This is a genomic window from Tardiphaga sp. OK246 (assembly GCF_900188215.1).
GTDB lineage: Bacteria > Pseudomonadota > Alphaproteobacteria > Rhizobiales > Xanthobacteraceae > Tardiphaga > Tardiphaga robiniae.
This window is the reverse complement of sequence record NZ_FZOX01000001.1, coordinates 859,326-880,568: the sequence shown is the minus strand read 5'-3', so window position 1 is coordinate 880,568 and position 21,243 is coordinate 859,326. Positions and strand designations below refer to the sequence as shown.

26 protein-coding genes are annotated in these 21,243 nt (G+C 59.1%); 15 read left to right on the top strand and 11 right to left on the bottom strand.

The annotated features are described in order from the left end of the window. Window positions 1-48: 48 nt before the first annotated feature. Window positions 49-960, bottom strand: coding sequence for a DUF2189 domain-containing protein (locus CHC01_RS04325; protein ID WP_089262774.1), 912 nt, complete (start codon window positions 958-960; stop codon window positions 49-51). 160 nt (window positions 961-1,120) lie between these two features. After that, window positions 1,121-1,306, bottom strand: a complete 186-nt coding sequence (locus tag CHC01_RS31825) for a hypothetical protein (RefSeq protein ID WP_139285891.1) — start codon at window positions 1,304-1,306, stop codon at window positions 1,121-1,123. Window positions 1,307-1,561: 255 nt separating this feature from the next. On the opposite strand from CHC01_RS31825, the gene coxB reads away from it, so the two are divergent. The 7 genes from coxB to CHC01_RS04290 all read left to right on the top strand — a co-directional run bounded on the left by coxB (window position 1,562) and on the right by CHC01_RS04290 (window position 6,735). Continuing rightward, window positions 1,562-2,395 (top strand): cytochrome c oxidase subunit II, encoded by an 834-nt coding sequence (gene coxB / locus CHC01_RS04320; protein WP_089262772.1) that lies wholly within the window; start codon window positions 1,562-1,564, stop codon window positions 2,393-2,395. An 80-nt stretch (window positions 2,396-2,475) separates the two neighbouring features. Continuing rightward, window positions 2,476-4,251, top strand: coding sequence for a cbb3-type cytochrome c oxidase subunit I (locus CHC01_RS04315; RefSeq protein ID WP_089262770.1), 1,776 nt, complete (start codon window positions 2,476-2,478; stop codon window positions 4,249-4,251). After that, window positions 4,248-4,952, top strand: a complete 705-nt coding sequence (locus tag CHC01_RS04310) for a cytochrome c oxidase subunit 3 (RefSeq protein ID WP_089262768.1) — start codon at window positions 4,248-4,250, stop codon at window positions 4,950-4,952. The genes CHC01_RS04315 and CHC01_RS04310 overlap by 4 nt, the downstream gene beginning before the upstream one ends. A gap of 16 nt (window positions 4,953-4,968) precedes the next feature. Then, on the top strand, window positions 4,969-5,691 hold the full coding sequence (locus CHC01_RS04305; protein WP_089262766.1) for a heme-copper oxidase subunit III family protein: 723 nt from the start codon (window positions 4,969-4,971) through the stop codon (window positions 5,689-5,691). Window positions 5,692-5,700: 9 nt separating this feature from the next. Continuing rightward, window positions 5,701-6,066, top strand: coding sequence for a cytochrome C oxidase subunit IV family protein (locus CHC01_RS04300; protein WP_089262764.1), 366 nt, complete (start codon window positions 5,701-5,703; stop codon window positions 6,064-6,066). A gap of 36 nt (window positions 6,067-6,102) precedes the next feature. Then, a complete protein-coding gene (locus tag CHC01_RS04295) occupies window positions 6,103-6,396 on the top strand; it encodes a GYD domain-containing protein (protein WP_089262762.1) in 294 nt (97 codons plus the stop codon). A gap of 135 nt (window positions 6,397-6,531) precedes the next feature. Beyond that, complete coding sequence (locus CHC01_RS04290) at window positions 6,532-6,735, top strand: hypothetical protein (protein WP_089262760.1); 204 nt, start codon at window positions 6,532-6,534, stop codon at window positions 6,733-6,735. Between the two features lie 98 nt (window positions 6,736-6,833). On the opposite strand, the gene CHC01_RS04285 is transcribed toward CHC01_RS04290, so the two are convergent. The 3 genes from CHC01_RS04285 to CHC01_RS04275 all read right to left on the bottom strand — a co-directional run bounded on the left by CHC01_RS04285 (window position 6,834) and on the right by CHC01_RS04275 (window position 9,747). Then, the gene (locus CHC01_RS04285; RefSeq protein ID WP_089262758.1) at window positions 6,834-7,598 is read right to left on the bottom strand and encodes a slipin family protein; all 765 of its coding nucleotides are present in this window, start codon (window positions 7,596-7,598) and stop codon (window positions 6,834-6,836) included. Then, window positions 7,595-8,998, bottom strand: a complete 1,404-nt coding sequence (locus tag CHC01_RS04280; RefSeq protein ID WP_089262756.1) for an NfeD family protein — start codon at window positions 8,996-8,998, stop codon at window positions 7,595-7,597. The genes CHC01_RS04285 and CHC01_RS04280 overlap by 4 nt, the downstream gene beginning before the upstream one ends. A 329-nt stretch (window positions 8,999-9,327) precedes the next feature. Beyond that, window positions 9,328-9,747, bottom strand: a complete 420-nt coding sequence (locus CHC01_RS04275) for a CBS domain-containing protein (RefSeq protein WP_089262754.1) — start codon at window positions 9,745-9,747, stop codon at window positions 9,328-9,330. Between the two features lie 327 nt (window positions 9,748-10,074). Between CHC01_RS04275 and CHC01_RS04270 the strand changes: the two genes are divergently transcribed. Further along, window positions 10,075-10,875: an AMP nucleosidase gene (locus CHC01_RS04270; protein WP_089262752.1), complete on the top strand. Its 801-nt coding sequence runs from the start codon at window positions 10,075-10,077 to the stop codon at window positions 10,873-10,875. A gap of 92 nt (window positions 10,876-10,967) precedes the next feature. On the opposite strand, the gene CHC01_RS04265 is transcribed toward CHC01_RS04270, so the two are convergent. After that, entirely contained in the window at window positions 10,968-11,438 is a 471-nt protein-coding gene (locus tag CHC01_RS04265) for an aminoacyl-tRNA deacylase (protein WP_089262750.1), read from the bottom strand. A gap of 543 nt (window positions 11,439-11,981) precedes the next feature. On the opposite strand from CHC01_RS04265, the gene CHC01_RS04260 reads away from it, so the two are divergent. Continuing rightward, on the top strand, window positions 11,982-13,160 hold the full coding sequence (locus CHC01_RS04260; protein WP_089262748.1) for a M20 aminoacylase family protein: 1,179 nt from the start codon (window positions 11,982-11,984) through the stop codon (window positions 13,158-13,160). A gap of 30 nt (window positions 13,161-13,190) precedes the next feature. Here the strand turns inward: CHC01_RS04260 and CHC01_RS04255 are convergent, their stop codons facing one another. Then, a complete protein-coding gene (locus CHC01_RS04255) occupies window positions 13,191-13,868 on the bottom strand; it encodes a GntR family transcriptional regulator (RefSeq protein WP_089262746.1) in 678 nt (225 codons plus the stop codon). Window positions 13,869-14,047: 179 nt separating this feature from the next. Here CHC01_RS04255 and CHC01_RS04250 point away from each other — a divergent pair, with 179 nt between their 5' ends. From CHC01_RS04250 to CHC01_RS04235, 4 genes are all read left to right on the top strand, one after another. Beyond that, window positions 14,048-14,671, top strand: a complete 624-nt coding sequence (locus CHC01_RS04250) for a TRAP transporter small permease (RefSeq protein ID WP_089262744.1) — start codon at window positions 14,048-14,050, stop codon at window positions 14,669-14,671. 1 nt (window position 14,672) lies between these two features. Beyond that, window positions 14,673-15,938, top strand: coding sequence for a TRAP transporter large permease (locus CHC01_RS04245; RefSeq protein ID WP_089262743.1), 1,266 nt, complete (start codon window positions 14,673-14,675; stop codon window positions 15,936-15,938). Window positions 15,939-15,967: 29 nt separating this feature from the next. Next, window positions 15,968-16,951 carry a TRAP transporter substrate-binding protein gene (locus CHC01_RS04240; protein WP_089262741.1) on the top strand — a complete coding sequence of 328 codons (984 nt, stop codon included), beginning with the start codon at window positions 15,968-15,970 and terminating at the stop codon, window positions 16,949-16,951. A gap of 70 nt (window positions 16,952-17,021) precedes the next feature. Next, window positions 17,022-17,948 (top strand): dihydrodipicolinate synthase family protein, encoded by a 927-nt coding sequence (locus tag CHC01_RS04235; RefSeq protein ID WP_089263644.1) that lies wholly within the window; start codon window positions 17,022-17,024, stop codon window positions 17,946-17,948. A gap of 78 nt (window positions 17,949-18,026) precedes the next feature. Here CHC01_RS04235 and CHC01_RS04230 read toward each other — a convergent pair whose 3' ends face one another. Beyond that, window positions 18,027-18,176 (bottom strand): hypothetical protein, encoded by a 150-nt coding sequence (locus CHC01_RS04230; RefSeq protein ID WP_176454452.1) that lies wholly within the window; start codon window positions 18,174-18,176, stop codon window positions 18,027-18,029. A 161-nt stretch (window positions 18,177-18,337) separates the two neighbouring features. Between CHC01_RS04230 and CHC01_RS04225 the strand changes: the two genes are divergently transcribed. Further along, complete coding sequence (locus CHC01_RS04225) at window positions 18,338-18,586, top strand: hypothetical protein (RefSeq protein WP_068732883.1); 249 nt, start codon at window positions 18,338-18,340, stop codon at window positions 18,584-18,586. Between the two features lie 37 nt (window positions 18,587-18,623). On the opposite strand, the gene CHC01_RS04220 is transcribed toward CHC01_RS04225, so the two are convergent. Together CHC01_RS04220 and CHC01_RS04215 are read right to left on the bottom strand one after the other, a co-directional pair. Next, complete coding sequence (locus CHC01_RS04220; RefSeq protein ID WP_089262737.1) at window positions 18,624-18,878, bottom strand: hypothetical protein; 255 nt, start codon at window positions 18,876-18,878, stop codon at window positions 18,624-18,626. Beyond that, on the bottom strand, window positions 18,878-19,114 hold the full coding sequence (locus CHC01_RS04215) for a hypothetical protein (RefSeq protein WP_068732887.1): 237 nt from the start codon (window positions 19,112-19,114) through the stop codon (window positions 18,878-18,880). The genes CHC01_RS04220 and CHC01_RS04215 overlap by 1 nt, the downstream gene beginning before the upstream one ends. Window positions 19,115-19,333: 219 nt before the next feature. Between CHC01_RS04215 and CHC01_RS04210 the strand changes: the two genes are divergently transcribed. Continuing rightward, entirely contained in the window at window positions 19,334-20,389 is a 1,056-nt protein-coding gene (locus CHC01_RS04210) for a HoxN/HupN/NixA family nickel/cobalt transporter (RefSeq protein ID WP_089262735.1), read from the top strand. A 10-nt stretch (window positions 20,390-20,399) separates the two neighbouring features. Here CHC01_RS04210 and CHC01_RS04205 read toward each other — a convergent pair whose 3' ends face one another. After that, on the bottom strand, window positions 20,400-21,230 hold the full coding sequence (locus CHC01_RS04205) for a class II aldolase/adducin family protein (protein WP_244558200.1): 831 nt from the start codon (window positions 21,228-21,230) through the stop codon (window positions 20,400-20,402). Window positions 21,231-21,243 lie beyond the last annotated feature (13 nt).

The following is a 21,243-nucleotide window of genomic DNA, read 5'->3' as shown; positions in this document are numbered from 1 at the left end:
CGGCGTATTCTGAAGCCGACACGTGCGTCTCCGGTCGTTTGTTTCGATCTACGGCTTATCGCGGCCCCACGGGAAGAGAGAGACCGGAAAATCGGCCGCATAGCGCCGTCCTTTCGGTGGACGCGGAGGGTCCTGCCGAGGATTCGGGTCCGGCTCCAGCACCTTGCGATAAAGATGCCAGGTGGCATGACCGAGTAGCGGCAGAACAACGGCGAGACCTACGAATAACGGCAGCGAACCCACCACCAGCAGCGCGGCAACGATCAGACCCCATGCCGCCATCGTCACAGGATTTTTCATCACGACCCGCAGCGAGGTCTGAACTGCATCTGTCACATTCGCATGTCGGTCGAGCATCAGCGGAAACGCCACGACGCTAACGCACAGGGCCATGATAGCGAATAATAGTCCGACGCCGCAGCCCTGGACGATCAGTTGGTGCCCCTCTGTGGTTGTGAAGATGCGCGATGCGAAATCGGGAATGCTGGCCGCAGGGGCATTGCCGAACTTGGAGACATAAATCGCATTCGCGGTGGTCACCCAGACCACGAACAGAATGAGCAGGAGCGTGCCGAGGCCAAGCATGGCTCCAAAGGACGGCGAGCGCAGCACGCCGAGTGCATGCCACGCCGACGCCTCTTCGCCGCGTTCGCGGCGGCGGCTGAGTTCATAGAGACCGAGGGCTGCAAAAGGACCAATCAACGCAAAACCGGCGGCTAGTGGGAAAAGCAGCGGTAACACCGAATAGCCAAGGGTCATTCTGGCCAGCACAAGCCCGAGAACAGGATAGATGACGCACAGAATAATGGCGTGACTCGGAACCGCCTTGAAGTCCTCCCAGCCCAGCCGCAACGCGTCATGCAGATCGGACAACCCGATCTTGCGAATGACGGGCGCGGCAACGCTATCGGAAGCGCCAGGTGCTGTCTGCGAGATCTTGTCAGAATACGGAGTAGCCATGGTCACGATCTCCCATGCGTTCGCACCGGCGAGATCGGGTCATCTTCAAATGACGAGCATTCGCCTTCGTGCGCAGAAATCGCGACTGGTTCTGGAAGACGGCCAAGTTCAACGAAGAGAGCTTTGCCGAGCAAAACCTGTCGCAACCTGTGCAGCAAGTTTAGCGCAATCCGGAAAGAATAGCACGCACTGTTCGGTGAATTCTTCCTTTGTAAGGTTTACGTTTCACCGCGTCGCTGATGGCAATTGACGCATCACTTTGTCTGTCATGCGGACGTACGGCGTCGTGCATTGCAGTGCGATATAGGAATCCGTTGTGCGTGCCATTGCTCAGCGGTTCGATCATGGTGCTATCGTCTGTCGCGAGGAATAAGCCGGTCTATTGACAATCAAGCCTGCCGGGGAACATCCTGTAGTGGCAAGTGCCCGTAGTTCGATCACACCAGCGATCGCAATTTTTCGAATTCGATGTTGCGACCGGTTAGAGGGCAAGGCGGCCAGCATTGTGATGGCGAGCTCGAAATCAGCCATCGATGCAGACGTGAATTGCGCCCTTTTCTAAGTCTTGTCCGCAGCCTCTAGAGGCAAGGATGAACAAGGGATGGCTGTAGCATTCATACTGCTGTTGGTCGCAGTCGCTTCGGTGCTGTTTCACCTCCTTAGCCCATGGTGGTGGACGCCGATCGCATCGAACTGGAGTTACATCGACGACACGATCACCATGACGTTCTGGATCACCGGAGCGGTCTTCTTCGCGATCGTCGCATTCATCGCCTATTGCATCTTCCGTTTTCATCACAAAGAAGGAAGACAAGCGGCCTATGAGCCCGAAAACAAAAGGCTCGAATGGTGGCTCACCATAGGGACCGCGATCGGTGTCGGAGCGATGTTGGCGCCCGGTTTGGTTGTCTGGCATCAGTTTGTGACGGTGCCGTCCGATGCAACAGAGATCGAGGTCATGGGCCAGCAATGGCGCTGGAGCTACCGGCTGCCAGGAAAGGACGGCCGGCTCGGGACGGTCGATGCCCGCAACGTCAGTGCCGAGAATCCACTGGGCTTGAATCCGAACGATCCCAATGGTCAGGACGACGTCGTGGTTGAGAACGACGATTTGCATCTCCCGATCGGGAAGCCGGTCAAGGTATTGCTCCGTTCAATCGACGTTCTGCACGATTTCTACGTGCCTGAGTTCCGGGCGAAGATGGATATGGTGCCGGGCTCGGTCACATACTTCTGGTTCACTCCCACGCGCACAGGAACATTCGAGGTTCTTTGCGCGGAATTGTGCGGCATCGCGCATGCACAAATGCGGAGCAACGTCATCGTCCAGGAAGAGAGCGAATATCATGCATGGCTGGAGAAGCAGCAGACATTCGCAGCGTTATCCGGCCACCGACCCATCACGAAGGCGACTTACAAGACCCGCGGCAAATAGCAGGACCGGCGCGGCGGCGTTGCACGTTGTAACACTTACGATGAGCGACGATCAGAGGATTAATCCGGGAGGACATTTTAATGGTTGATGTCCCGTCTGATGTACTCGCAGGAATTCCGCCGGCCGAAGTGGGTGAGGTCGATCTCTATCACCCAAGAAGTTGGTGGACGCGATATGTCTTCTCGCAAGATGCCAAGATCATTGCGGTCCAGTATGCGATAACAGCAATGGCCATCGGTATGGTCGCGCTGGTGCTGTCGTGGCTGATGCGGCTGCAGCTCGGATTCCCCGGAACGTTTTCGTTTATCGATCCGAGCCAGTATCTTCAGTTTATCACCATGCATGGCATGATCATGGTGATCTACCTTCTCACGGCGCTGTTTCTCGGAGGCTTCGGGAATTATCTCATCCCGCTGATGGTCGGTGCTCGCGACATGGTGTTCCCCTATGCGAACATGCTGAGCTACTGGATCTATCTGCTTGCCGTGCTGGTGCTGGTTGCGACCTTCTTTGTACCGGGTGGGCCGACCGGCGCTGGCTGGACGCTGTATCCGCCGCAGGCCATTCTTTCCGGAAGCCCCGGACAGGAAGCAGGCATCATCATGATGCTGGTGTCGCTGATCCTGTTCATTATCGGCTTCACCATGGGCGGCTTGAATTACGTCGTGACGGTGCTGCAGGGTCGCACGCGCGGAATGACGCTGATGCGGCTGCCTTTGACGGTGTGGGGCATTTTTACAGCGACTGTGATGGCCTTGCTCGCATTTCCAGCCTTGTTCGTCGCCTCGGTGATGATGCTGTTCGATCGGCTTCTTGGCACCAGCTTCTTCATGCCAACGCTCGTGGAGATGGGGCAGCTGGGGAAGTACGGCGGTGGCAGTCCGCTGCTGTTCCAGCACCTGTTCTGGTTTTTCGGCCACCCCGAAGTCTATATCGTTGCGTTACCTGCTTTTGGCATTGTCTCTGACCTCATCAGTACTCATGCGCGAAAGAATATTTTCGGTTATCGCATGATGGTGTGGGCGATTGTTGGAATCGGAGCGATGAGCTTCGTGGTGTGGGCGCACCACATGTATGTCAGTGGCATGAATCCGAAGTTCGGATTTTTCTTCGCAACAACGACCCTCATCATCGCGATCCCCACGGCGATCAAGGTATACAACTGGATCCTGACCCTGTGGCGTGGCGACATTCACCTCACCGTTCCGATGCTGTTCGCGCTCGCATTCATTATCACGTTCGTCAATGGCGGCCTGACAGGCCTGTTCCTCGGCAACGTCGTCGTGGACGTTCCGTTGTCCGATACCATGTTCGTGGTCGCCCATTTTCACATGGTCATGGGGGTTGCGCCGATCATGGTCGTGTTTGGTGCGATCTATCACTGGTATCCGAAGGTGACGGGACGGATGCTGAACGAGACGCTGGGGCGCTTCCATTTCTGGGTCACGTTCCTTGGAGCTTACGCGATCTTCTTCCCCATGCATTATCTCGGGCTGCTGGGTGTGCCGCGCCGCTATCACGACATCGGTGGGACGGCATTCGTCCCGGCGTCGGCCCATGACCTGAATGCATTCATGAGTATCGCTGCGCTCATCGTCGGCTTTGCCCAGCTCGTATTTGTGTTCAACATGATCCGGAGCCTGTCCAAGGGCGAGGACGCCGGCGGCAATCCGTGGAACGCGACCACGCTCGAGTGGCAAACGCCGCAGACGCCGCCGGCACATGGCAACTGGGGCAAGGAACTCCCGGTCGTCTATCGCTGGGCTTATGATTATAGCGTGCCCGGCGCAGCACGGGATTTCATCCCCCAGAATGAACCGCCGGCCAGCTTGACGCCGAAGGGAGCGCATCCATGACGGCCATCGTCCTGTTCATGGCTGGAATAGCGGCCATTGCGGGATGGTGGCTCTCGCAGCAACGACTTGCGGCCAAGCCCTGGCTGGAGGAGGGGGCGGTCGGCGATTTTCCCGGCGGAAGTTCGATGTCGTTGCCGGCGGCGAAAATAGGTTTGGGTGTGTTTCTCGCGGTCGTCGGGTCGTTATTTGCGCTCTTCGTCAGCGCTTACTCCATGCGCATGCAATTGATCGACTGGCGGTCGCTGCCCGTGCCCGGGTTGTTGTGGTTCAACACCGGTGTTCTGATCGTGAGCAGTGGCGCACTGCAATGGGCGCAGGTTTCCGCACATCGCGACGACAGCGAAAATGTGCTGACCGGCCTGCTTGCAAGCGGCATTTCCGCCGTTGTGTTCCTGATAGGTCAGTTGCTGGTGTGGCAACAGCTCAACGCCGGGGGCTACTTTCTGGCGGCCAATCCTGCCAACGCCTTCTTCTATCTGATCACCGCAGTCCATGGACTGCATTTGCTCGGCGGTCTCGTGGCTCTGGGCAGAACCATCGTCAAGGCATGGCGCGGTGTTGAAATCTCGCGACTGCGTTTGAGTGTGGAACTGTGCACGATGTATTGGCACTTCCTGCTCCTCGTCTGGTTGATCCTGCTCGCTCTGCTGACAGGCTGGGCGGATGACTTCGTCACCATCTGTCGCCAGTTGCTGACATAGGAAAGGCATCGATGCGATGGCAGAGACTGTGCTGACAAACATCGAAAAGCGCCGAACGACGACTGCAGGCTGGCAAGGTATTGTCGCCGACTGGTCCTCGGATCAACGGGCATTCAAGAATGTATCCTGGGGAAAGGCCATGATGTGGATCTTTCTCCTCAGCGATACCTTTATCTTCGGTTGCTTCCTGCTGTCGTACATGACGGCGCGCATGTCCACGACGGTGCCCTGGCCAAACCCGAGTGAAGTCTTCGCTCTGACGATTGCAGGACAACACATCCCGCTCATTCTGATTGCCATCATGACCTTCGTGCTGATCAGCAGCAGCGGGACCATGGCGATGGCCGTCAATTTCGGCTACCGCCACGATCGCCGCAAAACGGCGATTCTGATGCTGGTGACCGCCGCGTTCGGTGCGACATTTGTCGGAATGCAGGCTTTCGAATGGACCAAGCTGATCATGGAGGGGGTGAGGCCCTGGGAAAATCCGTGGGGGGCAGAGCAATTCGGCTCATGCTTTTTCATGATTACAGGATTCCACGGAACGCACGTAACGATTGGCGTGATTTTCCTGATCATCATTGCGCGAAAGGTCTGGCGCGGAGATTTCGAGACTGAACGTCGGGGCTTTTTCACAAGCAGGAAGGGGAACTACGAGATCGTCGAAATCACCGGCCTGTATTGGCATTTCGTCGATTTGGTATGGGTGTTTATCTTTGCCTTTTTCTATCTTTGGTGAGGGAAAAACATGGCTGAAGTCACGCTACATGCAACACCTCATGCAACTCCCGCAGCACATGCCGAGGGACACCAGCACCCGATCAAGCTTTATCTCGTGGTCTGGGGATGGCTGTTTGTCTTGAGTACATGCTCTTACCTCGTCGACTACTTTAACCTGCAGGGATATCTGAGGTGGTCTCTCATCGTGGTGTTCATGATGTTGAAGGCGGGCTTGATTGTTGCGGTCTTCATGCACATGGCGTGGGAGCGTCTGGCTTTGGCCTATGCCATCCTGCTCCCGCCGTTGGTGTTGTTGGTTTTTGTCGGGATCATGGTGTTTGAATCGGACTACACGTTGTTGAGCCGGATCATTTTCTTCAAGACTGGGGCGTGAAGATGAGCGGGGGTCTCGTGCGTAAGGAGGACTTCCATGACCACATATATCATGCTTGCAAACTGGACTGATCAAGGTGTCCAGCATGTCAAGGACTCGCCGCGTCGTCTCGACTTGGCGAAGAAAGCTCTCAAAGATATGGACGGCGAGTTCAAATCGTTTTTTCTGACCATGGGCGACTATGACATCGTGGCGGTTTACGAAGCGCCGGACGATGCCGTCGCCGCGCGATTCAACTTGCAGCTGGGTATGCTGGGAAACATTCGAACGCATACATTGAAAGCGTTTCCCGAAACGGCCTACCGGGAGATCATAAAGTCGCTGGACTGATTGCGGATCGGAAACGCGTCCGCGAGGTGCTACGCGCCGGTCAAATGATATGTCGACCGGAACGACGGCCGAGATGGCGCCCGCTGGCGGAAAGTAGGCGGGCGAGACAATTAGTGAAGACGAGGTGGTGCGCAGATGCAATTTACCGTTGGATTCAAGCTGAAGGGCAAGGCGGGTCATGTCGTCGTAGACGCCGAGGACGCGCTTGTCGCCGCTCTGAAAGTCAAGGCGGAGCTCCCGGAAGCGATGACGATGTATGTGCGCCCGCAAAACCGGCGCGGCGACGCACGACACCCGTCACATGTGCCTGTCGACGAGCGCGCCGAGGATACTCATTGATGGTAAATTGGGGTGATGAGCAAGCCAGCGCAAGCCATGGTTCGTTCGGCCCATGACAGACTCAAGCTGGAGCTGGCGCAGAAGCACAAGAAATAAACTCACGGTACTCCGCCCGGCCGCGGCGTCATATGGCTGAGCAGATCCATCGGCAGCGGAAAGACCACAGTCGATGACCGCTCGCCTGCAATGTCGTGCAACGCCGCAAAATAGCGCAGCTGCATCGCCTGCGGCTCCTGAGCAAGGATCCGGCCGGCCTCGACGAGCTTCTCAGCGGCTTGCTGCTCGCCTATCGCATTGATCACTTTCGCCCGCCGCAGCCGCTCCGCTTCGGCCTGCTTGGCGATGGCACGCACCATGTTTTCATTGAGGTCGATATCCTTGATCTCGATGTTGGTAACTTTGATTCCCCACGCGTCGGTCTGCTGATCGAGGATTTCCTGAATGTCGGCATTGAGTTTGTCGCGTTCTGCGAGCATTTCATCCAGCTCATGCTTGCCGAGCACCGAGCGCAGCGTGGTCTGCGCTAACTGGCTAGTCGCGGCCATGTAATTTCCGACCTTGATGATCGCACGTTCCGGGTCGACGATGCGGAAATAGAGAACGGCGTTCACCTTGACGGAAACATTATCGCGGGAAATGACGTCCTGCGGCGGCACATCCTGCACCATCACCCTGAGATCGGCCTTCACCATCTGCTGCACGAACGGAATAAGGATGATGAGCCCCGGACCTTTCACGCCGGTGAACCGTCCGAGCGTGAAGACGATGCCGCGCTCGTATTCCCGCAGGATGCGAATGGCGGAGGAGAGAAAGGCGATCACGATGATCGCGAGCAGCGAATAGGCTATGTAATCGAGCATCATCGCACACCTCCCTCGCCGGCGCTGAGTGCCGGCCGGCGACGCACCATCAGCGTCAGATCCGTGATGCTGGCGATCTCGACCGTCTCTCCGGGCTTGAATGTTTCCATGCCGCGGGCTCGCCAGCGCTCACCCTGCGTGAAGACGTGACCTTCGATGTCATTCCAGTCGAGAACTTCGGCGGGCAGGCCGCGCATAGCCTGCGCGCCGATTCGTGCCGGAGCTTTGCGGGCGCGCCGGAGCGAGCCGAGCACAATGAGAAGCAGTCCGATGAACATTGCCGTCACGATGCTGACGAGCGTCCATGACAGCCGGTATCCGGGCGCTTCGATCCTGAACAACATCAACCCACCAAGGACCAGGGCAATGGCTCCGCCGAGGCCAAGAACCACGGTCGGGTTGAAGGCCTCGATCATCAGAAGCGCGATCCCCAACATCATCAGCCCAAGGCCGGCATAGTTGATCGGCAGCAGGTTGAAGGCATAGAGGCCCAGCAGCAGACAGATCGTACCGACCACGCCGGGCGCGACGGCGCCAGGAGACATGAATTCAAAAATCAGGCCGTAGATGCCGACCAGCAGAAGAATGAAGGCGATGTTGGGGTTGGTGATCACAGACAGAAATTGAGCGATCCATCCGGAATCGATCGTCTCGATCATTGCATCCTTCGTCGCCAGATGCCGTCTGTCGCCTCCGGGGAGCTCCACGACGCGACCATCGACCTGCCTGAGCAGTTCGACCGGGTCGCGCGCAATGAGATCGATGACATTCGCTTGCAACGCAGCACTGGCGGAAAGACTGGCTGCCTCGCGGACAGCCTTCTCGGCCCAATCGGCGTTACGTCCTCTCAACTCGGCCAGGCTGCGGATAAAGGCGACGGCATCGCTCGTCGCCTTCGCCATCATCGCGTCCTTCGGCTCCGTTTGCTGGGAACTGTCTTTCTTGTCCTTGCCGTCTTTGTCAGGGGTGATGCCCGGCAGGCCTGGCACCGGACTGCCGATTTGCACGGGCGTCGCCGCGCCCAGATTGGTGCCCGGCGCCATTGCGGCGATATGCGTTGCATAGAGAGTATAGGTGCCGGCGCTGGCAGCATGGGCTCCCGACGGGGCGACATAACCTATGACAGGAACGGGCGATGCCAGCACGTCGGCGATGGTCTCGCGCATGCTGGTGACGAGACCGCCCGGCGTATTCAGACGCAGAATAACAGCTTCGGCACGCCGTTCGCTTGCCTTGGCGAGTGCGTCTTTCACATAATTGGCAGTTGCCGGTCCGATCGCTCCGTCGATTGCGATCGTCAGCACAAGTTTCCCGCTCCCCTCCGCCGAGACAGGCGTGGTGGGAGAGACAGCCAGAGCGACAACCGCAATTGTCGCGGCAAGAGTAGCCCGTACGGTCTGCACAGTCTGGACTCCCTTATCAAGATGATGTGGGGGGTCCTGGCAGAATCTCAATACGACGGGGATTGGCGAGCCACCGCCCGTTGTCGAAACGAATGTGAGGGTTGCGTAAGACGAGAAGAATCGTCGATATTATCAGGCAGTCTCAATGGCATAAGAAGTTCGTAGTTTCGATCCACGCCCTTGCTTCGTCTCCGAACAATGGCGCGACCGCGTAGGCGCGACCTTCTTCATCGCGGCTCGATGAGCAAAGTTCTTTCATCGAACTGTTCGACGATCGTGCCGACGGCCGCGCCCCTCCGCCGGATCGCAAGAGGAGCGCTGGCCGTGTTTCAGTGATGGGCCGAAACGCTCTTGACGCATTCGGACAACAAATCACCTGACGCGGAATGGCTGACGTCGCCCAGACTGACGATACCGACCATCCGTTTACTCTTGTTGATCACCGGCAGCCTGCGGACCCGCAGTTTCTCCATGTGACGTATTGCCTTTGCGAGATCGTCGTCCTCCCGGCAACAATGGATACCTTCGGTCATCACATCGCGCGCCGTCGCGCGGCCGGCATCGAAGCTGTTCCTCGCGAGCCCTTTGCAGACAATGTCGCGGTCGGTCACCATCCCAATCAGGCGGTCGTCCTCGCCAACCGGAACGCAGCCAATGTCATGCCCCCGCATCAATTTCGCGAGTTCGGTGACAGGGGTATCGGGGCTGACCCAGTCGACACCTTTGTGCATCACCTCTTTGACTTTCATGGCGAACCTCCGTTCCTAGAGTTCAGGTGAATTGATGCAATGCAGTATGTCTCGCCTCCCTCCATGTCCTCCAACTATACAATCAATTACGTGCGAGGTCGCAGAAGAAAACATCATTCCTGCGCGATCAGACCGGACAAACGCGGCCGCTGTTGCAATCCACCCTCCTGAACAGCGCGCATTCGACGCAAGGCCCGGACCATCCACGGTTGCAAGTGGATTAATGGAACCCAAATAATCCAAACGTGTCTCATTGGACAGGGAGCGGTCCTATCCACTAGTTTGGCAGGCGGCGGTGTTGCACACCTCCGGGCGAGATCGTTGGGAATGAAAGAGAAAAAGGATATCGTAGAAAACTGGTTGCCGCGTTACACCGGCACGCCGCTTGCTGAGTTCGGAGAGTATGTTCTCTTGACCAACTTCGACAACTACGTCGAATGGTTCGCCACGGCGTACGGCAGTTTGGTAAAGGGCGCTGATCGACCGATGCCCAACGCGACTGCCGATGGTATCACTCTGATTAACTTCGGCATGGGAAGTCCGAATGCGGCGACCGTGATGGATCTGTTAAGTGCCATCGCGCCGAAAGCCGTATTGTTTCTCGGCAAATGCGGTGGGTTGAAACGCAAAAATAAAATTGGCGATTTGGTTCTACCGATTGCGGCCATTCGGGGCGAAGGCACCTCAAATGATTACTTGCCCCCGGAGGTTCCTGCGCTGCCCGCGTTCCAGTTGCAACGCGCGGTGTCGACCATGATCCGCGATCTCGGTCACGACTATTGGACCGGCACCGTGTACACGACCAATCGTCGTGTCTGGGAACATGATGATCGCTTCAGGGATATATTGCGTCGTACACGGAGCATGGCGATCGATATGGAGACCGCGACAATCTTTGCTGCGGGATTTGCCAATCACATTTCGACTGGCGCACTGCTTCTCGTATCCGATCAGCCAATGATTCCCGAGGGTGTGAAGACCGAAGCGTCGGATCAGGAGGTGACCGCGAACTATGTCGAACGGCATATCAGGATCGGGGTGGAGGCCCTGAAGCTTGTGCGGCGCCGCGGCCGCAGCGTCAAGCATTTGCGTTTCGAAGACGATTTCGATGCAGGGCATGAGACGTAAAGAGGCGTCACACCGCTGCAGCTACAGTTTAGCAGCGGCATAATCTTCCCATTCGGGACCGCGACGGTCGCCGCGGATCGTCCGACTAATTCTCAGTCATGCGCGCTAAAGCGCCCGTGCTGCGCGTTGGCCATCAGGCGAGCAAACTGCGCGTGACCCATATGAAGCAGCGTCTCGTGATCGCCAGCTTCCAGATAGACCTCCGGCTGCGCCTGGATGCTGTCGTCGACGATGATATCCAGCCCGTAGCATTTACCGACGGCAGGAACTGCACCATGTGCGCAGTCGCGGAACAGCTGATGGATCTCGGTTTCATCGGCCATGTGGACATTGTCGCCGAGTGATGTCCTCAGGTCCGACAGGCGGAGGTGATGCGATGCGGGCAAGACGGCCAGTATATATTCGCCGTCACGCCGCAACACGATGCCCTTGGCGAGCCGATCGCCCGAGATATGACATGCTTCAGCCGTGCCAGACGACGTCATGCGGAGTTCGTGCGGGATCACCTCGTATTGGATGTTTTCAGCGGCCAGGTATTTTTGCAGGGTGGGAGCAATGGTCATGGCGTGACCTCCGGGGCAAAATGCAAGCCATCCATCGTAAGGTCTTTGTCTGCAGACTCTCGCCGTGCGATGGGCGGCTGCGTGGTTATAGGCTCAGCATAGGCCTCCCATCCGACAGCTGCAATTCGTTATCGATGACCAACTCTCTCGCGAGATAGTCAGGACCCCGCGCTGTCGATGGTGAGTGCGCGAGCGCCGCGACACTTCTTCCCCAAACGAGAGTGGCTGCTGTCCATTTGAGCGCATGCGGGGGCGCATGAGGTGTTCAATCGAAATTATGTATCTGTTTCAACAGTATAAGGGTTCGCAGTCTTATTCTGAATGGCGTGCCATTTTCCAGAACGCTCAGCATTCACAGGCAGGCCGCTCGATCACGATGTCGATCATGTGGTGGCGCGCATCTCGCTGCCGCTAATCCCAACTGCTTGGTGTCACCACGGAGCGCTGAAGTGTGTGGCGCGCGCAGCGTGTGCGGCCAGTTGGTTGCGAGGGCATGATCACCGGGCTAGCCTATGGGCAGGACAAGCCCAAAGGTGAGAGCATATGACCCCGCGCGAACGTCTCGACCAATTGCACCCGGAAATGACCGCATGGCGCAGGGATTTCCATGCGCATCCGGAGATTGGCTTCGAGGAGGAGCGCACCAGCGCGCTGGTAGCGGAGCGGTTGTCGGAGTGGGGCATCGAGGTGCATCGCGGCTTCGGCGGTACCGGCGTCGTCGGCGTGATCCGCGGCCGCCATCAGGCTGCCGGCAGCAACCGGGCCATTGGATTGCGGGCCGATATGGACGCGCTGCCGATGGAGGAGGGCAACGGTTTTGCCCACCGCTCGCAGAATGCCGGCCGCATGCATGCCTGCGGCCATGACGGGCACACCACCATGTTGCTTGGTGCTGCGAAATATCTTGCCGAGACGCGCAATTTCGCCGGCACTGTGCATCTGATCTTTCAGCCGGCCGAGGAAGGGCTTGCTGGCGCCAAGGCGATGATGGACGACGGGTTGTTCGAGCGTTTCCCGTGCGATTCCATCTATGCGATCCATAACAGCCCGGACATGCCGCTCGGCACCGTCAAGGCGCTGACCGGCACGGCGCTGGCGGCGATCGATTATTTCAAGGTGACATTGCGTGGCCGTTCCTCGCACGGTGCGCATCCCCATCAGGGCATCGATACGGTGGCCATGGCAGCGCAGGTGGTGAATGCGCTGAACGCGATTCCGTCCCGTCAGGTCGATGCGCTGGAATCCGCCATCATCAGCATCGGCCAGATCCACGGCGGTACCTCGGACATCGTTCTGCCCGAGACGGTCGAGTTGCGTGGCTCGGTACGTACGCTGAAGCCCGAGGTGCGCGAACGCGTCGAGGAATTATTCATGCGCGCGGTGACGCTGACCGCGCAAGCCTGCGGCGGCACGGCGGAGATCGAGTATCGCCACGCCTATCCGGCCACCATCAACACGGCCGACGAGACAGTGCGCGCGGCAGAAGCCGCGGCGGCGGTGCCGGGCGTTACCGAGGTGCTGCGCGAAGGCAATCCAATTCTTGCCGGTGAAGATTTCGCGTTCATGCTCGAACGCAACCGTGGTGCCTATCTGATGTTCGGGCAACGCACCGCCTACAAGGGCGGAGTGCCCGTTCACAATCCCGGCTACGATTTCAACGACGATCTGCTGCCGATCGGTGCGAGCTATCTCGCCGGGCTGGTGGAGCAAGAGCTCGCATAGACCGAGATCAACGCGATCTGAGCGGCGTGTCTACGCCGCGCCGCTCTTCGGAATGGTGCGGCCGATGACGCGCAAAAGGTCTGCGCGCACCGACTCGATGTGACGTTCAAGGAAACGGCAGGCGTCATCGATCTTCTGGCTGCGGCACAGCGCGATGAGTTCGGCGTGTTCTTTCTCGGCGATGCCCATCGCGGTGGTGGTCGAGAGTTGCATGCGCGTGTAGCGGTCGCTGGTTTGCAGCAGCGCCATCACGATCGTCTGTGTGCGCGGCTGCCGCGCCCGGACATACATCGCCATGTGGAAATCGGCGTTGAGCTGTCCCCATTCGCTGATATTGCCGGCGGCAATCGCCTTCTCGAAGCGGTGCTGGATGTCGTCGAGTGCAGCGAAGTCGTTGTCGACAAAATGCGGCGCGGACTGCGCCAGCATCCGTGGCTCGAGGATGACCCGGAGATCGAACACGTCGTTGATTTCGTCGAGCGACAGTTCCGAGACGATGGCGCCCTTCTGCGGGACGATCTTCACCAGCCCTTCGGCCTCAAGCTGAAATAGGGCTTCCCGCACCGGAATCCGGCTGACGCCATAGGCCTCGCCCAAGGCGTCCTGGCGCAACTGCGCGCCGGCCGGGTGGGTGCCGTCGAGGATGGCCTGGCGGAGTTGATCCGCGATCATGGCCGACAGGGTGCGGTGCTTTAGCGGCGCGCTCATTGATTTATCGAGCCTTTTCTCTGGATTTCGGCCGGATTGATCTCAGATCTCGTCCCGTCTTCGCTGCCGCACAAAAACTCCTCAAGGCGCGAATTTGTGCAAATCAGCGTTTGACAGGGAAATTGTATAAATTATACGATCCAAAAATCATATCACAATCGTGACAGCGGGGGCAGTTTATGAGTGACCAGACGATGTCGACGGCCCCGGCCATCGGGGCCCGCCGGGTCATCCTGGTGGCGTCCGCCAGGCTGCTGGCCTTCGAGCGGCTGGCTCTGATAGGCCTGATGTATCTGCTGACGGCGCTGATCCTGGTGAATGTCGTCACCCGCTATTCGCACTTCCCGATCTACTGGATCGATGAGTCGGCGGTGTATTCGGTGGTCTGGCTGACCTTCATCGGCGCCTCCGCTATGACTCGCCTGCGGCTCGACTTTGCGGTCACCATGATGACCGAGCGCCTGTCGGCCAGGAGCCAGCAGATCTTCAAGATTATCGCCACGAGCACGGTGATCGTGTTCGGTATCGGCCTGATCGTCACCTGCCTGCTGTGGATGGATCCGATAGGCCTGGCGCAGGCGGGCTTCGACGCGAAGAAGTTCGCCGGCCAGACCTTCAATTTCCTCTACACCGAACGTACCCAGACGCTGAACTGGCCGACCTGGGTCCTCTATCTGACACTGCCGATCTTTGCGGTGTCGATCACCATCCATGGCATCGCCAACCTGCTTGAGGATCTCGGCCTCGTCGCCAAGGTGCCGCCGAAAGGCTTCCAGCTCTCCGAACTCGACGGGGTGAACTAATATGATCACCTTCGCCGCATTCACGGTGATCATGCTGGTCGGCGTGCCGATCGGTCTTTGCCTTTGCCTCGCCGGCTTCGTTTACATCATGGCGTCCGGCAATCCGGTGCTGTTCCAGTCCTATCCGCTGCAACTGTTCGGCGGCGTCGACAGCTACGGTCTGATCGCGATCCCGCTGTTTATCCTGATCGGCGAGATTATGAATGGCGGCGGCATCACCAAGCGCATCGTCGACATGGCGATGGCCTTTGTCGGCTCACTGAAGGGCGGGCTGGCTTACGTCAACATCCTCGCCAACATGTTCATCTCTTCCATTCTCGGTTCGGCGACCGCGCAGGTTGCGATCATGGCGCAGATCATGGTCCCGGAAATGGAAAAGAAAGGCTACGACAAGACCTTCGCTGCCGGTCTCACCGCCTACGGCGGCATGCTCGGCCCGATCATTCCACCGTCGGTAATGTTCGTGGTCTACAGCGTGCTGGCGCAGGTGTCGGTCAGCGACATGTTGATCGCGGGCATCATTCCCGGCGTTATCCTGACCGGCATGTTCTGCGTCGTCATCGCGCTGATGGGCTACATCTACAACTATCCGCGCGCTGAATATCAGACGCCAAAACAACGCGTGATGACCATCCTGCGCACCTCGCCGACCCTTTTGATTCCCATCGTTATCGTCGGCTCCATCCTTGGCGGTCTGGCGAATGCGACAGAATCGGCTGCCGTCGGCGCAGTCGCCGCTGCCGTTGTCGGCAAATACTGGACCAAGGAATTCGAATGGTCGCAGCTGCCGCAGATGATGCTGCGCTCCGGCATCTATTCGGCGATCGTGCTGTTTCTCGTTGCCGCTGCCGCCGTGTTTTCCTGGGTTCTGATCTTCGGCAAGGTGCCGCAGGAGACCGCGGCCTGGATCCAGACCGTCGCCAAGGATCCGATCAGCTTTATGCTGATCTGCAATGTCATCCTGCTGGTCATCGGCACGGTGATCGACGGCGTGCCCGGCCTGATCATGACCGTGCCGATCCTGCTGCCGGTGGCGACCGAGATCTACCACATCGACCCGCGTCACTTCGGCGTAGTCGTCGTGATCAATCTCGTGCTCGGATTGCTGTCGCCGCCGGTCGGACTCTGTTTCTTCGTCGCCGCCGCCGTCACAGGCGCCAAGCCCGGCAAGATGTTCATGGTGACGCTGCCGTTCTTCTTCATCTCCTGCATCCTGTTGGTGCTGCTATCGCTCTATCCGTATCTGTCTCTCGCCCTCATCAAGTAAGCCCCCATACCCATCAAGGAGCCTCCGTCATGACCATCTCACGTCGTCGCTTCCTCGCCGCATCGGCAGCTGCTTCGGTGTTTGCGCCGTCGCTCGCATTGGCGCAGGCCAAGGAGCTGCGTCTCGGCCTGATCACGCCGAACGGCCATTCCTGGAACAAGGCTGCGCTGAAGCTCGCCGATCAGCTCAAGGAAGAGACCAAGGGCCGTCTCACCATGACGGTGTTCCACTCCGGCCAGCTCGGCAACGAAGCAGCGATGATGCAGCAGTTGCAGACCGGCGCGCTCGATATGGGCTTCATCCAGGCTGCCGAACTCGGTTCGCGCGTGCCGCATATCGCGGCGATCAACGCGCCCTATATCGTGCGCTCCACGCCAGCCGTGGCGAAATTCGTGCGTCATCCGGCGGCAGTCAAACTGTTCGACGTGCTTCCTGCGGAAACCGGCACCATTGGCCTGGGCTGGGGCATCACCGGCATGCGCGCGGTCTTCGCGGTCAGGGATCTCAACACGCTCGCTGACATCAAGGGCATGAAGCTGCGTATCAATCCGACGCCGGTCTATCGCGACTTCTACTCATCGCTCGGCGCCGCACCGACGCCGATTCCGACGCCGCAGGTGTTCGACGCCATGTCGAACGGCCAGGTCGATGGTCTTGAAGCCGATCTGGAATTCTCCTGGAACCAGCGCTTCGACAAGGTGTCGAAGTCGATCCTGCAGATGAATGCCGTCTTCATGCCGATGGCCGCGGTCGTGTCCGGCCGCGTCTGGCAGTCGCTGCCCGCCGCCGACAAGGAGCTGATCACCAAGGCGGTGAAGTCGACGCTCGATGCGCAGATCGACGAATTGGCTGCTGGCGAGCCGGCACTGATCGAGAATTTCAAGGGCACGTCGGTGCCGGTGCGTCAGGTGGCCGTCAAGGATACCGAAGCCGTCATCGCTGAATTCGACAAAATCTGGCTGCCCAAAGCGCCTGTGCTCGCCGAGCTGCGCAAGGTCGGCGCGACGATCTGATCTTCAATTCCACCCCATCGTCCTCATCAACCGGCGCGCTATGCGCGCCGGCATCACACGGAGTTTTGCCATGAGTCCCCGTATTTCCTGGGAAGGTGTCTTCCCGGCAGTCACTACCCAATTCCATGACGATCTGTCGCTTGACATCGACGCCACCGCGAAGGTCATGGACGGCCTGATCCGCGACGGTGTGTCCGGCCTGATCATCTGCGGCTCCGTCGGCGAGAACACCTCGCTGGAGCGCAAGGAAAAGATCGCGATCATGGAAGCGGCCAAGTCGGTCGCGAAGGGCCGCGTGCCCGTGCTCTGCGGTATCGCCGAATTCACCACGGCCTTTGCCGTGGATACCGCGAAGGAAGCCGCACGCGTCGGCATCGATGGCATCATGGTGATGCCTGCTTTGGTCTATTCGTCCAAGCCGCACGAGACTGCCGCGCACTTTCGTTCGGTCGCCACCGCCACCGATCTGCCGGTGATGCTCTACAACAACCCGCCGATCTACAAGAACGATGTCACCCCCGACATTCTCGCTACGCTGGCCGATGTCGACACGGTCGTCTGCTTCAAGGATTCGTCAGGCGATACACGCCGCTTCATCGACACGCGCAATATGGTCGGCGACCGCTTCGTGTTGTTCGCCGGCCTCGACGACGTGATCGTTGAGAGCGTGGCGATGGGCGCCGTCGGCTGGGTGTCGGGGATGTCCAATGCCTTCCCGCGCGAAGGCGAGACGCTGTTCCGTCTGGCCAAGGCCGGGCGCCTCAAAGAGGCGATGGCGATCTATGAATGGTTCATGCCGCTGCTGCATCTCGATGCGCGCCCGGATCTCGTCCAGTGCATCAAGCTGTGCGAAAACATCATGGGCCGCGGTACCGCACTGACCCGGCCGCCACGTCTGGCGCTGCTGCCGCATGAAAAGGCGGAAGTGGAGGGGATCATGACCAAGGCGCTGCGTCACCGTCCGATGCTGCCGGATGTCGGCCTCAAGGCAGCTTAACGACTCGTCGCCATCTGAAATTTATCGGCGCGTCAGTCGTGGCGCGCCGATGTCTTATGTAGCGATGCCTTCGCACAGCTAGACATCTTCGTCGTCGCGATCGCGTTTCGGTGTGGCGATATCGCCGTCTTCCTCGTCGTCGTCAGGCCGCGGCGGCGCGGGGACGGGTTTTTGCTTGTCGTCCTTGGCCGGTTTGTCGTCGCGGGCTCCGCCCACTCGTCCGCTCATCATTTTCCCCGCCGGATTGCTTGTGTTGACCTCATTCTGACCGTGATTGAAGCAGATATTGCCGTAATCCCGCAATTGCCCTGTGTTTTTCCGCATGACCGTGTAAACGGGGGCGAATCCTGCCCGCTTTGAAATCGGGCGAATCTTGTTCTGGAGTGACGATGAAAAAACCGAAGTTAGAGCTCGACGAACCGCAGGCGCGCAAATTCATTCGCGCCGACAGGGCGCCGACCGAAGGTTATTCACTGGTGGTGGATGGCCATTTCAAATCCCATCACGATACGGTCGAAGCCGCGGAAGAAGCCGGCATGAAGCTGAAGAACCAGTTTCAGATGCTTCAGATCCAGGTCTACGATTCTGCGACCAAGACCCGTACCATGATCGAATGGCCTGCGCCGAGCGCGGCCTGAGATAGATCAGACCCTGCGAAAGCAGGTCCTGCGATAGTCAGGTCCTGCGGCCGCCGCTGCGCTGATCGGCGAGCCACGCTGCCAGGGCTTGTGCTTTTTCCGCCGATTTGCTCGACGATGTCTTGCTCGAAGACGTCTTGCCCGATTTCGTTGCGGTCTTCTTCTTGGCCGGCGCGGGGGGCGATACCGCTTCGCGGGCAAGGCGCATGGCCTTCAGTCGGGCCATGTTGTCGAGTACCGCTTTGGCCGCGGCGTCGCGTTCGGATTTCGTCGCTTTGTCGTCAGTTGGCATCAGCTCGTTTTCTTTTTTCTGGTAGCTTTCGGTTTGGGTTCGGGCGGGTTGGCCAGTTCTTCGGCTTCCCTGGCAAGGCGAAGCGCGCGCAGTTCCTCGGTCCGCTTGCGGATGGCGACATCGGCGGCCGCAATGTCGGCCATCGCCTTCACGCCTTCGGCTTCCTGCGCCGCCTTGCGGGCGAGCCGGATTTCCTTCAGTTCTGCGGGTGTCTTCTGTTCCTGTTCGGTGTCCATCAACGCCTCGGGTTAGGCCGCGCGATCGGCGCGCAGCGAACTCTGTGTCATTCTTATCACGTAGATATAGGAAGCGGCACCCCTGCTGCCACCTAACTGGCCGCTGCAGTTAATCGCTTTGTGCCGGAAATGCGGCGAATTCGACGCGAATGAGGCCAGGTTGCGTCCGTCAGGCCTTCCTGAGACAATCCGGTGGTAATCCGGACTGCAAGAATCTCCATGATCCGCACACTGTTCAACGATGGCGCCGACAACCTGCGCGGCCGCATCATCGCCATCTACGCCATTCTGATCCCTGCCAATGTGCTGGCCTGGATATGGGCCCTGGTCGCCTTCCGCGACCAGCCGGTGCTGCTGGGCACCGCGCTGCTCGCCTACACCTTCGGCCTGCGCCACGCTGTGGACGCCGACCACATTGCAGCCATCGATAATGTGACGCGCAAGCTCATGCAGTCCGGCAAGCGGCCGCTGTCCGTGGGCCTGTTTTTCTCGCTCGGTCACTCCACTGTGGTCGTCGTAGCATCCATCTTCGTGGCGCTGGCAGTGTCGGCACTGCAGGAGAAATTCGCGGACTTCAAGGAAATCGGCGGCCTGATCGGCACGAGCGTCTCGGCTTTCTTCCTGCTGATCGTGGCGGTGGCCAATATCTTCATTCTCGTATCGGTGTATCGGCTGTTCAAGGCAGTGAAGCGCGGTGAGCGATTCATCGATGAAGATCTCAATGTTTTGCTTTCGCAGCGCGGCGTCATCGGCCGCATGCTGCGTTCGGTCTTCGCCGTGATCTCGAAGAGCTGGCACATGTATCCGCTCGGCATCCTGTTCGGCCTCGGCTTCGACACCGCGACCGAAATCGCGCTGCTGGGTATCTCCGCCTCGCAAAGCGCCGATGGCATGTCGATGTGGTCGATTCTCGTGTTTCCCGCACTGTTCACGGCGGGAATGTCGCTGGTCGATGCGACGGACTCGGTCTTGATGGTGCGCGCCTATGGCTGGGCTTTCGTGAAGCCGATCCGCAAGCTGTATTACAACATGATCATCACGCTGGTGTCGGTGATCGTGGCGCTGGTGATCGGCGGTGTCGAGGCGCTCGGCCTGATTGGCCGCAAGCTCGATCTGTCAGGTAGCTTCTGGGACGGCATCGAAGCGCTGAACGAGAATTTCGGCGCGCTCGGCTATCTCATCATCGCGATTTTCATTCTGAGCTGGATGATCTCGGTGATCGTCTATCGCGTCAAAGGCTATGACGACATCGAGGTACGGGTTCACGAGGCCTGATGCGGCGTCGCTATTTGGGCGCCATCTTTTCCAGCGCGGCGCGCTTCCACAGATCCCAGGCCCGGCCATGGATCTGGTCGATCACAGCCAGCGTTTTCTGGCTTTCCTCGCCCAGCAGATAGCTCACCGATCCGCCAAGCGCGAGCGCCTGCGACTGCAGCTGCGCATTGACGTTGCTGTAATGGGCGCGAAACACTGCCATCGGAATTGTGCTCGCCACGACGACACTGCCATGGCCCCGCATCAGTGCCACGCTGCGGTCACCGAGCGTACTGGCCAGCGCCTTGCCCAGCTGCGCGTTGCTGACCAGCATGTTGCTCATGCCGGCGCTGTCTCGAATCTCGAACACCGGCACGTCGGGAAACAGGAAGGCGCCGAGGTGGAACACCGGCCGCAGCGGCGTGCTGCTGACGCTGAAGGGGATGATCCCGGGCGAATGTGTATGGACGATGGCTTTGACGTCGGGCCGGGCCTTGTAGATTTCGCCATGGATGAAGCGTTCGAGGAAGCTGGCGCGTCCCTTCGCATCGACCGGATTGGAATCGAGGTCGTATTCCATGATGTCGTCGGCGGTAACGAGCGCCGGGGCCACGGAGCGCCCCATCAGGTAACGGTTGGGGTCGGTCGGATGGCGCATGCTGACATGGCCGAAGCCATCGATCACATTGAGGTCGGTGAGGACGCGGTTCGCCACCACGAGGTCTTGCATCAACGCTGGGTCGATGGGGCCGGCAGATGTTGGCGCGGGGGTCTGCGCTGCGGTTTGCGCGGAGGCGGGTTGCAGGGAGAGTGCGAACACCATTGCCAGCAGCATTGGCGCAGCCGATCGTGTCGACGCCATTATAGTCTCCCCC